This window comes from Herbiconiux dendrobii (assembly GCF_052048175.1).
In the GTDB taxonomy this organism is placed as follows: domain Bacteria; phylum Actinomycetota; class Actinomycetes; order Actinomycetales; family Microbacteriaceae; genus Herbiconiux.
On sequence record NZ_JBLZQV010000004.1, the window covers coordinates 500,638 to 514,786 of the forward strand.

At 69.6% G+C, this 14,149-nt stretch carries 16 protein-coding genes; 10 read left to right on the forward strand and 6 right to left on the reverse strand.

Going from position 1 to position 14,149, the window contains the following annotated elements; all coding sequences use genetic code 11:
• Positions 1-20 precede the first annotated feature (20 nt).
• Positions 21-1,703: an MFS transporter gene (locus ACN4JJ_RS15110; RefSeq protein ID WP_440710709.1), complete on the forward strand. Its 1,683-nt coding sequence runs from the start codon at positions 21-23 to the stop codon at positions 1,701-1,703.
• A gap of 161 nt (positions 1,704-1,864) precedes the next feature.
• On the forward strand, positions 1,865-2,647 hold the full coding sequence (locus tag ACN4JJ_RS15115) for a glucose 1-dehydrogenase (protein ID WP_440710710.1): 783 nt from the start codon (positions 1,865-1,867) through the stop codon (positions 2,645-2,647).
• 54 nt (positions 2,648-2,701) lie between these two features.
• On the opposite strand, the gene ACN4JJ_RS15120 is transcribed toward ACN4JJ_RS15115, so the two are convergent.
• A complete protein-coding gene (locus tag ACN4JJ_RS15120) occupies positions 2,702-3,595 on the reverse strand; it encodes a DUF808 domain-containing protein (RefSeq protein ID WP_440710711.1) in 894 nt (297 codons plus the stop codon).
• A gap of 160 nt (positions 3,596-3,755) precedes the next feature.
• Here ACN4JJ_RS15120 and relB point away from each other — a divergent pair, with 160 nt between their 5' ends.
• Both relB and ACN4JJ_RS15130 read left to right on the forward strand, forming a co-directional pair.
• On the forward strand, positions 3,756-4,073 hold the full coding sequence (gene relB / locus ACN4JJ_RS15125; protein ID WP_440710712.1) for a type II toxin-antitoxin system RelB family antitoxin: 318 nt from the start codon (positions 3,756-3,758) through the stop codon (positions 4,071-4,073).
• Complete coding sequence (locus ACN4JJ_RS15130; RefSeq protein ID WP_440710713.1) at positions 4,070-4,333, forward strand: type II toxin-antitoxin system RelE family toxin; 264 nt, start codon at positions 4,070-4,072, stop codon at positions 4,331-4,333. The genes relB and ACN4JJ_RS15130 overlap by 4 nt, the downstream gene beginning before the upstream one ends.
• On the opposite strand, the gene ACN4JJ_RS15135 is transcribed toward ACN4JJ_RS15130, so the two are convergent.
• Positions 4,327-4,590, reverse strand: a complete 264-nt coding sequence (locus ACN4JJ_RS15135) for an adenylate kinase family protein (protein WP_440710714.1) — start codon at positions 4,588-4,590, stop codon at positions 4,327-4,329. The two genes, ACN4JJ_RS15130 and ACN4JJ_RS15135, sit on opposite strands and share 7 nt — an antisense overlap.
• The gene (locus ACN4JJ_RS15140) at positions 4,587-5,267 is read right to left on the reverse strand and encodes a TetR family transcriptional regulator (protein ID WP_440710715.1); all 681 of its coding nucleotides are present in this window, start codon (positions 5,265-5,267) and stop codon (positions 4,587-4,589) included. The genes ACN4JJ_RS15135 and ACN4JJ_RS15140 overlap by 4 nt, the downstream gene beginning before the upstream one ends.
• Positions 5,268-5,477: 210 nt before the next feature.
• On the opposite strand from ACN4JJ_RS15140, the gene acs reads away from it, so the two are divergent.
• Positions 5,478-7,448: an acetate--CoA ligase gene (acs, locus tag ACN4JJ_RS15145; RefSeq protein WP_440710836.1), complete on the forward strand. Its 1,971-nt coding sequence runs from the start codon at positions 5,478-5,480 to the stop codon at positions 7,446-7,448.
• An 84-nt stretch (positions 7,449-7,532) separates the two neighbouring features.
• On the opposite strand, the gene ACN4JJ_RS15150 is transcribed toward acs, so the two are convergent.
• Positions 7,533-8,462: a ferritin-like domain-containing protein gene (locus ACN4JJ_RS15150; RefSeq protein ID WP_440710716.1), complete on the reverse strand. Its 930-nt coding sequence runs from the start codon at positions 8,460-8,462 to the stop codon at positions 7,533-7,535.
• Positions 8,463-8,768: 306 nt separating this feature from the next.
• Between ACN4JJ_RS15150 and ACN4JJ_RS15155 the strand changes: the two genes are divergently transcribed.
• Both ACN4JJ_RS15155 and ACN4JJ_RS15160 read left to right on the forward strand, forming a co-directional pair.
• Positions 8,769-10,007: a hypothetical protein gene (locus tag ACN4JJ_RS15155; RefSeq protein WP_440710717.1), complete on the forward strand. Its 1,239-nt coding sequence runs from the start codon at positions 8,769-8,771 to the stop codon at positions 10,005-10,007.
• A gap of 86 nt (positions 10,008-10,093) precedes the next feature.
• On the forward strand, positions 10,094-10,441 hold the full coding sequence (locus ACN4JJ_RS15160) for a helix-turn-helix transcriptional regulator (protein WP_440710718.1): 348 nt from the start codon (positions 10,094-10,096) through the stop codon (positions 10,439-10,441).
• A gap of 109 nt (positions 10,442-10,550) precedes the next feature.
• Here ACN4JJ_RS15160 and ACN4JJ_RS15165 read toward each other — a convergent pair whose 3' ends face one another.
• Positions 10,551-11,282: an SDR family oxidoreductase gene (locus ACN4JJ_RS15165; RefSeq protein ID WP_440710719.1), complete on the reverse strand. Its 732-nt coding sequence runs from the start codon at positions 11,280-11,282 to the stop codon at positions 10,551-10,553.
• 133 nt (positions 11,283-11,415) lie between these two features.
• Between ACN4JJ_RS15165 and ACN4JJ_RS15170 the strand changes: the two genes are divergently transcribed.
• From ACN4JJ_RS15170 to ACN4JJ_RS15180, 3 genes are all read left to right on the forward strand, one after another.
• A complete protein-coding gene (locus tag ACN4JJ_RS15170; protein ID WP_440710837.1) occupies positions 11,416-11,832 on the forward strand; it encodes a MerR family transcriptional regulator in 417 nt (138 codons plus the stop codon).
• 82 nt (positions 11,833-11,914) lie between these two features.
• Positions 11,915-12,295 (forward strand): VOC family protein, encoded by a 381-nt coding sequence (locus tag ACN4JJ_RS15175; RefSeq protein WP_440710720.1) that lies wholly within the window; start codon positions 11,915-11,917, stop codon positions 12,293-12,295.
• 313 nt (positions 12,296-12,608) lie between these two features.
• Complete coding sequence (locus ACN4JJ_RS15180) at positions 12,609-13,286, forward strand: zinc-binding dehydrogenase (RefSeq protein ID WP_440710721.1); 678 nt, start codon at positions 12,609-12,611, stop codon at positions 13,284-13,286.
• Positions 13,287-13,318: 32 nt separating this feature from the next.
• Here the strand turns inward: ACN4JJ_RS15180 and ACN4JJ_RS15185 are convergent, their stop codons facing one another.
• A complete protein-coding gene (locus ACN4JJ_RS15185) occupies positions 13,319-14,107 on the reverse strand; it encodes an IclR family transcriptional regulator (RefSeq protein WP_440710722.1) in 789 nt (262 codons plus the stop codon).
• Between the last annotated feature and the right edge of the window lie 42 nt (positions 14,108-14,149).

Below are 14,149 nucleotides of genomic sequence, written 5' to 3' on the forward strand. Positions count from 1 at the left end.
GAGAGCAGCAGGAGGTCGCGATGTCGTCACGCACACGGTGGATCGGGCTGGTGTTCATCAGCATCGCGGTGGCCCTGATCATCGTCGACTCGACGATCGTGAACGTCGCCATCCCGTCGATCATCGACGACCTCGGCATCTCCTCCACCCAGGTGCAGTGGGTGCAGGAGTCGTACACCCTCGTGTTCGCCGCGCTCCTGCTGGTGTTCGGCACCCTCGCCGACCGGTTCGGGCGACGCCGGGTGCTGATACTGGGCGTCGCGATCTTCGCCGGGGCGAGCATCCTCGCCGCCCTCGCGCCCACGGGAGACCTGCTCATCGGCGCCCGCGTCATCCAGGGCGTGGGCGGCGCGATGGTGCTGCCGACCACCCTGTCGATCATCAACGCCACCTTCCGCGGCCGCGATCGCGCCATCGCCTTCGCCGTGTGGGGCTCGACCATCGGCGGAATGACCGCCGTGGGTCCGCTGCTCGGCGGCTGGCTCACGACCTACTTCTCGTGGCGCTGGGCGTTCGGCATCAACATCCCGCTCGGCGTGATCATCATCGTCGGGCTGCTGATCTTCGTGCGCGAATCGCGGGCCACCGCCGAGGGCGCCCTGCCGCAGCGCATCGACTGGGTCGGCGCCCTCCTCTCCGTCGTCACCAGCGCCACCCTCGTCTTCGGGCTCATCCAGGGCCGCACCTACGGCTGGTGGCTCACCGACACCCCGCTCACCATCGGCGACTGGAGCTGGCCGTTCGAGCTCTCCCCCATCCCCATCGCGTTCGCCATCACGATCCTGGCGGGCCTCGGCTTCGTGCTCTGGGGACGGCGACGGATGCACCGGGGGCAGAGCACGATGCTCGCGTTCGACCTCTTCCGCATCCCGAGCTTCCGCAACGGCAACCTGGCCGCGATGATCGTGTCGCTCGGCGAGTTCGGCATCATCCTCTCGCTCCCCCTCTGGCTGCAGAACGTGCTCGGCTTCGACGCCCTGCAGACAGGGCTCATCCTCGTGGCCCTCGCCATCGGATCCTTCGTCGCCTCGGGCTTCGCCGGCGCGTTCGGCAACCGGATCGCGCCCGTCATCATCGTGCGCGTGGGGCTCGCGGCCGAGATCGTGGGTGTCGCGGGGCTCGGCTTCGTCATCGCGCCCGACACCGCCTGGGGGCTGCTCATCCCGTTCCTCTTCGTCTACGGGTTCGGCGTGGGACTGGCGACCGCGCAGCTCACGGGCGTCGTGCTGAAGGATGTGCCGCTCGAGCAGAGCGGACAGGGGTCGGGCACCCAGAGCACGGCCCGCCAGATCGGCTCGGCACTCGGCATCGCCATCCTCGGCACCGTGCTCTTCACCACGGCGAGCGCCCAGCTCGACAGCCGGCTGACGGATGCGGGCGTCCCGGAGTCCACGCGCGACCAGCTCGTCTCCCAAGTGGTCGACAGCTCCGGCGCCGCCATCGCGGGGCTCGAGGCCGACCCGTCGACGAGCAGCGTGGCGGACGACGCGAAGATCGCCTTCTCCGACGGCACGAAGTACTCGGCCTTCGCGGCCGCGGGCTTCCTCGCCATCGGCTTCGCCGCCACCCTCTCCCTCGGCGGCGGCCCCGCGGGCGGCCGTTCGCCGCGCGGCACGCGCGAGGACGAGAGCGAGAGCGAGGGCGACGGTGCGGGCGAGCCTGAAGGACCGAAAGAGCAGGGCAGCGTCACAGACTCGCGCTGACCATTGGCTGTAGATACAGGCGTATCATGGAGGGTGAAGAACGCCGGATGTATCCGTCCGGCAGCTTGAGCCGGCGGCGTGCGCCGGACCGGTCCACGCAAACGACTCGAGTGCCCGCGTTCGCCCATCCGGCGAACCCATCTCGCTCGAAAGGCATCACCGTGAACCGCTTCACCGACCGCGTCGTCCTCATCACCGGCGGAGGCTCCGGCCTCGGCCGCGCCACCGCCGTGCGCCTCGCCACCGAGGGCGCCAAGCTCGCCCTCGTCGACGTCTCCGAGCAGGGTCTCGCCGCATCCGTCGAGGCCATCGAGGCCGCCGCCCCGGGCGCCGAGGTGCTCACGCTCATCGCCGACGTCTCGAAGGAAGAAGACGTCGACCGCTACGTCGCCGACACCGTCGCGAAGTTCGGCCGGATCGACGGCTTCTTCAACAACGCCGGCATCGAGGGCCGCCAGAACCTCACCGAGGAATTCACCGCCGCCGAGTTCGACAAGGTCGTGGCCATCAACCTCCGCGGGGTCTTCCTCGGGCTGGAGAAGGTACTCAAGGTGATGCGCGAGCAGGGCTCCGGCATGGTCGTGAACACGGCGAGCGTGGGCGGCATCCGGGGCATCGGCAACCAGTCCGGCTACGCGGCGGCCAAGCACGGCGTCGTGGGGCTCACCCGCAACTCGGCCGTGGAGTACGGTCAGTTCGGCATCCGGATCAACGCCATCGCGCCCGGCGCCATCTGGACCCCCATGGTCGAGAACTCGATGAAGCAGCTCGACCCCGAGAACCCGCGTGCCGCCGCCGAGCAGTTCATCCAGTCGAACCCCACCAAGCGCTACGGCGAGGCCCCCGAGATCGCCGCCGTGGTCGCCTTCCTGCTCAGCGACGACGCGAGCTACGTCAACGCGACGGTCGTGCCGATCGACGGCGGGCAGTCGTACAAGTACTGACGCATCCGCCATCCGGGCCCCGGCCCCGGTGAATGCTCCGGGGCCGGGCCAGCGTCAGTGCGCGGATGCCTCGGCGGGGGTGCGGCGGAACAGGCGCGTCAGCCCGAGCACGACCGCCACCACGAGAAGGCCGAGCACGAGGCCGAACACCGCCGAGACGGCCGTGTCCGCGATCCAGACGATCACCGGGCCGGCCGCCTCGATGGCGTGGGTCACGACGTGCAGCAGGTCGTACGGGCCCGTCCAGAACGTCTCGGCGAGGTTCGCGATCACCAGGTGACCACCCACCCAGAGCATCGCCACCGTGCCCACGATGCTGATCACGCGGAACACCGCCGGCATCGACGCCACGATCCGCGCACCCGTGCGGCGCACCCGGCGCGCCGGATTCTTCATCATCTGCAGGCCGATGTCGTCGATCTTCACCAGCAGTGCCACGGCGCCGTAGACGAGCAGCGTCATCGCGAGCGCGATGACGGCGAGCGCCCCGAGGGTCATCCAGATGCCGAAGTCGGCATCGAGGCTGGCGAGTGCGATGAGCATGATCTCGGTGCTCAGGATGAGGTCGGTGCGGATGGCGCCGAACACAAGTTTGCGCTCGTCCCGGTCTTCGGTCTCCCCCGCGGCGTGGTGGAACCCGAACCACTCGAGCACCTTCTCGGCGCCCTCGAAGCACAGGTACGTTCCGCCGATGATCAGCAGATAGGGCAGCACCCACGGCGCGAACGCGGTGAGCAGCAGGGCGATCGGGATGATGATCACGAACTTGTTGAACAGGCTCCCCAGCGCGATGTTGCGCACCACCGGCAGCTCGCGCGCCGGCGTCAGCCCCTGCACGTACTGCGGTGTCACGGCCGCGTCGTCGATCACGACCCCCGCCGTCTTGGCGCTCGCTTTGAGCGCCGCGGTCAGGATGTCGTCCACAACCGCCAGCAGTCCGACCGACATCCGCATTCCCCCATCCGTCGCCCGGCCCCGTGCCGCGGCGACCCGTCAACGCTATCGCGGCGCAGCCCTGTCCACAGGCCACCCGGCTGTCGGTGCGTGTTTGTAGAATTGCCGCACTCCCTACGATTCACCGATCGACTGATTACGAAAGTAGGGCAGCATGCGAATTAACGCCGCGGCCAGCGCAAAGCCTGTCAAACGAACGACGGAGCGGATATCCTCGGTGCAGCATCTGCGGCTGCGCGAAGGAGATGACATGGCTCTCTCGATCGATCTGAACGACGATGAGATGCGACGTCTGTCCGCGCTGTCCGACCGCACAGGCCGTCCGATCGATGCTCTGGTACACGAGGCGATCACCCACCAGCTCGAAGAGCTCGAGGAGATCGCCTGGGCCGAGAAGGCCGCGAGTGCCTGGCTGGCGTCCGACAAGAAGACGCGTCCTCTCGGCGAGATCCGCCGGGAGCTCGGCCTTTGAGCCGTTGGTCCGTAGAGACCAGCGCCGAGTTCGACAGACGACTTCGCAAACTCGACCGCACCATCGCGTCGCGCCTGACGTCCTATCTCGACGAACTCGCCGGGCTCGACGATCCGCGATCGCGCGGAAAGGGACTGACCGGCGCCCTCACGGGCGTGTGGAGATACCGGATCGGCGACTACCGACTCCTCGCCGAGGTGCAAGACGAACGACTGGTCATCTTCGCGTTCGAATTCGTGCACCGCTCCGAGGCTTACTGATCAGGCGAGATCGTCATCCGTTCACGCCGAGGCTCGCGGATGCGCTCGGCCACCATCGCGTTCGTCACCGAGTCGGGCACGTAGGAGCCCGCGGCGATCAGCGCCGATACCCCGAGCGCCAGCGGCGTCGAGGTGCACACGTGCTCGCGGAACAGGTCGCGCGTCGAGATCGCGGGGATGCCCAGCCGCCCAGACAGCCGGGCAGCCTGGGTGCCCTTGCCGACCCCGGGCGGGCCCATCAGCCCGGAGCGGGTCACGGGCGGGCTCCTTCGATGAGTTGGGCGATCTGCTCGGGGGTGAGACCCGAGTTGATGACGACGACTCCGGGGCGCTCCGGATGCTCGGGGCCGGGGCCTCGACCCCGGATGCCGGATTCGCCCATCGACTCCGCGATCTCGTCGAGGAGCTCGGCGAACAGGGCTCGCGGGTCTTCGGTGGCGGGCGACTCCAGCCAGCGCACGATGACCTGGCTGAACGCGGCCAGCACCGCCGCCGCCACGATCTGGGCGAAGATCGCGCTGCGGCCACCGAGATCCTGCCGCGCCAGGTGCGCCGCCAGCAACTCCTGGTATTCGCGCATCCAGAGCACCTCGCGGTCGCGCAACGGCACGGTGTCGCGCGCCAGCGCGGCACGGCGTGCCACGAACGAGGCATCCGCCATCAAGCCGGAGAGCACCGGCAGCAGCGACTCCCCCGCCACCCGGATCGGTTCGCCGGAGGCGCTGCTCAGCCGCTCTTCCACGAGCAGCAGATAGACCGCGTGGTCGGAGAACAGCACGTCCTCCCGCACCGGGAAGTACCGGAAGAACGTGCGGCGGCTGATTCCCGCCGCCGTCGCGATGTCTTCGGCCGTGGTGGCCTCGAACCCCTTGGCCTCGAACAGCTCGAGCGCGCCGACCCGCAGTCGGGCGTTGAGCTCTGCCGGGCTGGGCATGGGCGCGTCTCCTTCGACGGTCGAGGTGTTCACGAGGCCGAGACCATCTCGTGTTGCACGATATGGCACTGAGTGACAGGATACTGGCACCGGATGCGAAGGCAAGCCCCGAGCATCCGGTTCCGGTGAATTTCAACGAGGAGATCCCCAGTGGCCGACGACCAGAACCGCATCCAGTTGCAGGACCTCCCGCTCGGCGACGGGCCGCAGGTGTTCGACAACCTGCTGCACGAGTCGCGCACCTTCCCGCCGAGCGAGGCCTTCGCCGCCGGCGCGAACCTCACGTCCGAGGCCTACGACCGCGCGGCCGCCGACTACGACGCCTTCTGGGCCGAGCAGGCCAACCGGCTCGACTGGGCGACCCCGTTCACCGAGGTGCTCGACTGGTCGAACCCGCCGCACGCGCGCTGGTTCGCCGACGGCACCCTCAACGTGGCCTACAACTGCGTCGACCGGCATGTCGAGTCCGGCCACGGGGACCAGGTCGCCATCCACTGGGTAGGTGAGCCGGGCGACACCCGGGACATCACGTACGCCGAGCTCAAAGACGAGGTGAGCCGCGCGGCGAACGCCCTCGCCGGACTGGGCCTCGTGGCCGGCGACCGCGTGGTCATCCAGCTGCCGATGATCCCCGAGGCCGTCATCTCGATGCTCGCCTGCGCGCGCCTGGGCCTCGTGCACAGCGTGGTGTTCGGCGGCTTCTCCCCCGCCGCCCTGCGCGCCCGCGTCGACGACGCGGAAGCCCGCCTCGTGATCACCTCCGACGGCCAGTGGCGCCGCGGATCGTCGGCCCCCATGAAGACCAACGTCGACGAGGCCCTCGACGGCGCCGAGACGATCGAGCACGTGCTCGTGGTGCAGCGCATCGGCGGCATCTTCACCGACCTCGTGCCCATGCGGGACGGCCGCGACCTCTGGTGGCACGAGCTGGTCGACGGCCAGTCGCCCGAGCACACGCCCGAGGCGTTCGGGGCCGAGCATCCGCTGTTCATCCTCTACACCAGCGGCACCACGGGCAAGCCGAAGGGCATCCTGCACACCAGCGGCGGCTACCTCACCCAAGCGGCCTACACGCACAATGCGGTCTTCGACCTCAAACCAGACACCGACGTCTACTGGTGCGGCGCCGACGTCGGCTGGATCACCGGCCACAGCTACATCGTCTACGGCCCGCTCGCCAACCGCGTCACCCAGGTGATGTACGAGGGCACGCCGAACACCCCGCACGAGGGCCGGCACTTCGAGATCATCGAGAAGTACGGCGTGACCATCTACTACATCGCGCCCACGCTCATCCGCACCTTCATGAAGTGGGGCGACCAGATCCCCGCCTCCTACGACCTCAGCTCCTTGCGCCTGCTCGGCAGCGTGGGCGAACCGATCAACCCCGAGGCGTGGATGTGGTACCGCGAGAACATCGGCCGTGGCAACGCCCCCATCGTCGACACCTGGTGGCAGACCGAGACGGGCGCCATCATGGTGGCTCCCCTCCCCGGAGTGACCGCCACGAAACCCGGATCGGCCCAGCGCGCGCTCCCCGGCATCTCGGTGCAGGTCGTCGACGAGCAGGGCGAGCGGGTCGAGCCCGGCGAAGGCGGCTACCTCGTGATCGACCGCCCCTGGCCCTCGATGACCCGCGGCATCTGGGGCGACCCGGCCCGCGCCCAGGAGGTCTACTGGGACCGCTTCAAGGAGAAGGGCTACTACTTCGCCGGCGACGGCGCCAAGTACGACGAAGACGGCGACATCTGGATGCTGGGCCGCGTCGACGACGTGATGAACGTCTCGGGGCACCGCATCTCGACGATGGAGGTGGAGTCGGCGCTCGTGTCGCACCTCGCCGTGGCCGAGGCGGCCGTGGTGGGCGCCGCGGATGCCACCACCGGCCAGGCGATCGTCGCGTTCGTCATCCTGCGCGGTGCCACCGAGTCGCTCGGCGGCGATCAGGAGGCGATCGTGACGGCGTTGAAGAGCCACGTCGCGGCCGAGATCGGGCCGATCGCGAAGCCGCAGCGCATCCTGGTCGTTCCCGAACTGCCGAAGACGCGCTCGGGCAAGATCATGCGGCGCCTGCTGCGCGACGTGGCCGAGAACCGCTCGGTCGGCGACACCGCGACGCTCGCCGACACCTCGGCGATGCGCGTGATCACCGAGAGCCTGCGGGGGCCGTCGGGCTCCTAAGCCGGTGCAGCTCTAGGCCGGTGAAGCAGAACGGGTTCCGGCCGTCCCCCGACGGTCGGAACCCGCATCCGCATCCCTTCGGCGTCAGCCGGCGCTGGTGGTGATGTCGCCGTTGACGCCGGCCGGGAAGAAGCCGCCCTTGGTGACGGGCGCCGGGTTCAGGAACACGATGTTGAGCACCTGGCCGGGCGTGCGGCTGAAGGTGATGCCGTTCTTGTCGGTGGGCACGAGGTTCGCCTTGCCGTTGACCGTGATGCCCTGGTCGAGGTCGGTACCCGAGTCGAGGCTGTCGCGGGCGTCCGAGATGGCGTTCGCGGCCGCGTCGAGGTCGAGCGAGTAGAGCGCGTTCCGCACGATCCCGGCGTGATAGGCCTCGACCGAGAGGATGCCGGCGGCGGCTTCGAGGTAGGTCTTGTTGGCGATCAGCGGGGCCGCACCCTTGTAGGCCGTGACTCCCACGTCTTCGAACACGAAGGCGCCGAGCAGGAAGTTCTCCTCCGAGGCGTAGACGTCGAAGCTGCCGCCGGCCGGGATGAGTCCGGCCGCCGCGGCCGCCGCGCTGAACGCCGCGTCGATGTCGATCGCCGGGCGGGCCACCGCCGCAGAACCGAGGGCCGTGCGCAGGAACGCGACGTGCGCCTTCTCGTCGGCCGCGATCTCCTCCGCATAACCCTTGATCTTCGGGCTCTTGAACGGAACAGGCTTGCCACCTGACACGCCCCCCGGCGTGCCCTTTCCGGTGATCATGCTGTTCGGCAACCCGGCTCCGGTGGTGGCCCGCAGATAGAACTCCGCCTCGAGGTATTCGAGGTTCAGAGCGAAGTTGAGGACGGACGCGTCGCTGACGCCCGCCGCCGAGGCGGCTCCGACGGCCCCGGCACCCGCAGCCGGCAGCAGAACGGATGCGCCCACTCCGGCCGCCGCGATCCCGGCCGCCGCGAAGAGCTTGCGGCGATCGAATTCGGTCTCGGCACTTCGGGTGATCGCATCCGCGAGGAATTTCTTTTCGAACATAGTGCGAGTTCTCCATCTTCATCGAGGCGAGCTGGGTGAGGTGATCGTCACCATACAGTCGCCGAAACCAGGGTGAACAGCCGCCTGAAGCGCCTCATCTGTCACACCAGTCACATACGCCCCATCCGCACCAGTGGCCCCTCGCGTGTATCCACATAACGACGACATCACGATTCCGGCTCTCCCAGCCCATTTACGGCGTCTGTGGGGGGCGGGTAGCTTGAGCACACCGCCGGCCCCACGCACGGGGCGACGACGCTCTCTTCCCGGAGATGATCGGCGGTCACCCTCAGAGTTGGAGCACCGATGCACAGCACTTCTCCGTCCTCCCGCCGGCACCGATCCAGGCTCGCCGCCCTCGGCGTCGCCCTGGGCGTCCTGGCCCTGCCGTTCGTGGGCGCGACCACCGCCTACGCGGCCGCCGACACCTTCACGGTCACCAGCCCCACCCCGGGTCAGACCGATGTGCCGGAGGCGTTCCCGAACGTCGCGGTGATCGAGGGATCCGGCCTCACCGACGGCAACCACGTCGATGTGCAGTACGTCACCGGCGACGGATCGCTGCACACCGCCGTCTATTCCGACACCACGGGAGCCGGCGACTGGTCGCTCTACGCGAACTTCGACCTGCTCGGCGTCGGCGAGACGACCGTGGTCGCCACGGTCTCCGAACTGACTCCGGATGACGCGGTGGTGGTGAGCGTTCCGCTCACGTTCAGCCTCGCCGTGGCCCCGAACCCGGCCGATCCGTTCACGGTCACCTCCCCCGAGGTGGGCGAGGTCGTCACCACGGCCACCCCCGACTTCACCGGTACCGCCACTCCCGGCACCCAGATCGTGGTGCTCTACGGCGCCCGCTCCGGTTCGACGGCCGAGGCCGGCACCGCCACGGTCGACGCCGACGGCACCTACACGGTCACGACCGACTTCAGCCGCCTCGAGCCGGGGTCGCTGGGCACCGGAGCCGACGTGTACAACTTCGACTCCGAGGGTCAGCCGATCCCCGGCATCGACCGCCTCGCGGTGTTCTTCACCTTCGAGACCGCACCGGTTCCGCTCATCCCGCTCGCCCTCGCGGTCGACCCCGCGTCGAGCACGGTCTCGGCGGCGACCAGCACCGGCGTCGCTCTGACGGCGGCGGGCTTCAGCCCGAACGAAGAGCTCACACTCTCGATCGTCGACGCCGCCGGCACGGCGATCGTGCCGGTCGACCTGCCGCTGAACATCTACGCGGACGACGAGGACGGCAGCTACGCCGGAACCGTCGTGCTCCCCGCCGGCACCACCGCGGGTGACTACACGGTCACGCTGACGGGCGTGCGCAGCGAGCGCACCGTCTCGGCGGGCTTCGCCGTGGTGGCCGACCCGGTGACGCCGGTGAACCCGGTCACGCCGGGCGACCCGGGAACCGCCGGTAACGGGAACGGCGACGGCCGTCTCGCGGCGACCGGTCTCGACGGCAGCGGATTCCTCGGACTCGGCGGGCTGCTGCTGCTCGCCGGCGCCGCGGCCGTGATCGTGCGCCGCCGGGTGGGCAAGGCGTAGCCGAACCCGCACGCAGATCGCCCACCGAAGGCGGATTGAGGGGCTCTCCCTCAATCCGCCTTCGTCGTCCGCTCCGAACAACGATCATGGCTGTCCACACGGATCCGGTGCGTCTCGCGTGCCAGTTCATGCACGCCAACGCCCACGCCGACATCGGGCTCAGCGAGATCGCTCAGGCCGCGCACCTGTCCAGCCGCGGCCTGCAGCACGCCTTCAAGAAGCAGCTCGGGGTGTCACCTCTGGCCTATCTGCGCACAGTACGACTCGCCCGTGCCCACGACGAGCTGCGCGCGCGAGGCCGGAACGAGAAGGTCACCGTGAACGAGATCGCCCGGCGGTGGCACTTCACCCACCTCTCCCGCTTCGCCGCGCGCTACCAGCAGAAGTACGGGCACTACCCGGCGGAGACGTTGCGCGAATGCGATCGGGCCTGACGGGGTCAGGCGCCGGTCGGGTCAGGCGCCGGTCGGGTCACGTGCCGGTCGGGACCGCCTGCGCGTCGAGCGTGCCGCAGGAGCCCCGACAAGACGCCCGGCGGCGGGCTCAGACGCGCGCCGCAAGCGCCTCGGCATAGAACTCGGCCGGGTCGTTCGCGAGCGAGGCCTTCACCAGGCGCGCCCAGTCGTCGGCCAGTACCTCGATCGCTCTGGCCTCGACACCGTCGAGGGCCGCCGCCGCGACCGCGCGCGGAGCGATCATGGGACCGTCGTAGCCGGCCATCATGTCGGTGTCGGCGGCGCCGAGGTGCACGCCCTGCACGAGCGTTCCCTGGCCGGCGAGCTCGAGGCGCACGCCGTTGGTCATGGCCCACTCGGCCGCCTTCGCCACGCTGTAGCCGTTCGCGCCCAGGGTCGAGAACCACGACAGGGCCGAGTGGATGTCGACGATCGCTCCCCCGCCGTTGGCCGCGAGCACCGGCGCGAACGCGCGGATCACCCCGAGCGTGCCGAAGAAGTGGGTGTCGAGCTCGAGGCGGAGCTTCTCGAGGTCGCCCTCGCCCAACAGGTTGGCGCCCGTGGTGATACCGGCGTTGTTGATGAGGAGGGTGACGTCGGTGGCGTGTGCCGCGGCATCCGTCACCGTCTGCGCGTCGAGCAGATCCAGCCGCAGCACCTCGACACGGGCGTCGGTGAACTCACCTTCGGCCACCCGATCGGGGCGGCGCACTGCCGCGTAGACCTTCGCCGCGCCGCGCTCGAGCAGCTCGTCGACGAAGCGGCGGCCGATGCCGCGGTTCGCTCCGGTGACCAGGGCGACGGATCCTGCGATGTTCATGTTCTTCCCTTCGTGCGGGACCGCTGCGGCTGCGGCGGCCTTCCATCGAGTAGGCTAAAACCTCACGTTGACGTCAAGGGCAAGTTCGACTGCTCCGCCGACGGCGAACACGAGAGGATGCACCGTGGACGACATGCGGATCGGCGACCTGGCCGCCCGAGCGCAGGTGAGCACACGCGCCCTGCGGTACTACGAAGAGCAGGGCATCCTGCATTCCGAGCGCACGCCGAGCGGTCAGCGCGTGTACGGCGAATCCGCCGTCGATCGGGTACGCCTCATCCAGCACCTGTTCTCGGCGGGGCTCGCGAGCCGCACGATCGCGCTCATCCTCCCCTGCGTCGACACCGGCCACGCCTCGCCCGAGATGCTCCTCAGCCTGCACACCGAACGCGACCGCATCACGACCGTCATCGCCGACCTGCAGGAGGCGCAGCGACGGCTCGACCAGGTGATCGAACTCACCGAGCGCTCGACTCCCGAGCAGTGCGCCCGCGTGCGCGATGCGGCCGGCCGCACGAAAGCGCTGGCCGGCGCCGGCGCCCCGGCGTAGAATCTCGCGCACAGCGCGCCGCGCACCGCACACCGCACACCGCCAACCGCGCATGCCTGCCGAACCGAGCGGAGGACTCCCCGTGGCCTTCACCGAGGTCGTGCCGTACCTCTACTACGACGACGCCGATGCGGCGCTCGACTGGCTCGAACGGGTGCTCGGGTTCGGCCCGTCGACGCGGTGGCGGATGGGTGGGTCGAGCACGCGGGAGGCCGACATCCAGGTGGGCGCCGATCGCATCTCGATCTCCGGGCGGGCACCGGGACCGGGCGAGGGCGGCGGCGCGCTCGTGATCGTGCACGTCGACGACATCCGGGCCCAGTACGAACGCGTTCGTGCCGCCGATCCCGAGGCGGCCGGCACACCGCCCGAGCGCCAGCCCTACGGCCCCACGACCATCACCGTGCTCGACCCGTGGGGCTATCGCTGGAACTTCTGGGAGGGGGAGGCCGACCCGCCCTGACCTATCCGACGACGCGCCGCGCCGCCGGCAGGAGCCTGGGCGCCGCCGGGAGTTCGCCATGGTGGTCGGAGGCGGAACGCGTCGGTCGTGAGGGCGGCGAAGGGCTCGTCGATCAGCAGCTGTTTCGTGGGGAACCGCCGATAGAGGGTGGCAGGGCCGACGTCTCTCGTTTCGCCGAAGTGGACGGAGGCGTCCGTTAACGTCTCCAGCGTAGTCGGCGACGATCACCGCGTGGCCCGATGACCTCGATGACCTCGATGAAGGAGAGACGATGCGAGCAGTGCAGATCCGCCGGTTCTAAGACCCGAGCGGCATGGAGGTGACCGAGGTGCCGGACGCCGTGGCCGGGCCGGGTCAGGTCGTCATCGCCGTGGAGGCGATCGGGGTGGGCGGGGTCGACGCCGAGCGGGCCGTCGCGGGACTGGACGACATCACGCCGCTCCCCGCCGACCTGTCGGCCGTCGACGCGGTCACCGTGGGCAGTTCCGCGCCCGTCGCGCGGTTCGCGCTCGCCCACGCGCACGTCTCCACCGGGGAATCCGTGCTCGTGCGCGGCGCGGCGGGCAGCATCGGCATCGCGGCGGTGGAGCTTGCCGCGGCCGCAGGCGCGAACACGGTGGCCGTGACCACGTCGTCGGCCGAGCGCGGCCGGCGACTGCGGAAGCGGGGAGCCACGATGGTGCTCGACCGGAACGGCGAAGCGCCGGCCGACGCGGAGACGGCTACCGCAGCATCCGATTTCGACGTCATCATCGACGTCGTGGGCGGGCCGGAGCTCCCCGGGTTCCTCGACCGGCTGGCCCCGAACGGGCGACTGGTCAGCGTGGGCGTGGTGGCCGGGATGCCGCCGGCCGACTTCGGCATGCGGCTGCTGCAGTCGTTCCAGAAGTCACGCTCCTTCGCCACGTTCAGCCTCGCCGCAGCCGACGCCCACCGCGCCATGGACCGCGGCGAGGTGTTCGGCCGGATCGTGCTGACGACCGAGCCCTGATCGGGGCACGGGCGCACGCAGGCGCCGGCGGCTCAGCTGCGGTGGGCGATGACCTCGCGGAAGGCCTTCGCGCCCTCGCGCACGGCGTCGGCGATCTGGGTCTTGTGCTCGTCGGTGAGGCGGTAGTCGGGGGCCACGACGGTGAGCGCCCCCGCCGAGATGCCGTTCGTGCGCACGCTCGCCGCCGCCGCCCAGACGCCGCGGTCGACCTCGCCCGCGCTCTCCGCGTAGCCGGAGGCGCGCAGGGGCTCGAGGTCGAGCTCGAGCTTCTTCTTCTCGGGCTTCGAGAGCGTCGACCCCAGACGGTTAAAGTACTGGGTGAGCTTCGCCGAGGTGAGTTCGCTCAGCAGCAGCTTGGCCGCAGCGCCGCCGTAGAGGGGCATCAGGTTGCCGGGCTGGAACGAGATCGAGATCGGGTGATCCGACTCCGCGATCGCCAGGCACACCGCCGAGTCGTTGACCCGGCGCAGGTACAGCGCCGTCTCGCCGGTCTCCTCCGTCATCCGGTTCAGGATCGGCTGCACCTGGGCCCGGAAGTCGATCGTGGTCTCCGCGGCCCGCGATAGCCGCAGGATCTGCGGCGAGAGCACGAAGCGGCCCTTCTCGCGCTCCTCGATCAGGTCGAGCTCGCGCAGCAGCGAGATGTAGCGGTAGGCGCTCGGCACCGAGATGTCGTGCTTCTCGAGCACGTTGTCGACCGTCAGTTCGGGAGTGTTCTCGCTGAACTCGAGCAGGATCTGCAGGGCCCGGCGCGCACTGTCGACACCCTTGGTGCGCTGCGGCTCGGCGGCTGGCTCTGTCTCGTCTGTGATGTCGGTCATGGTCGGCTCCGCTCTATCGTAAGGGCGTCTTCGCAGGTGACG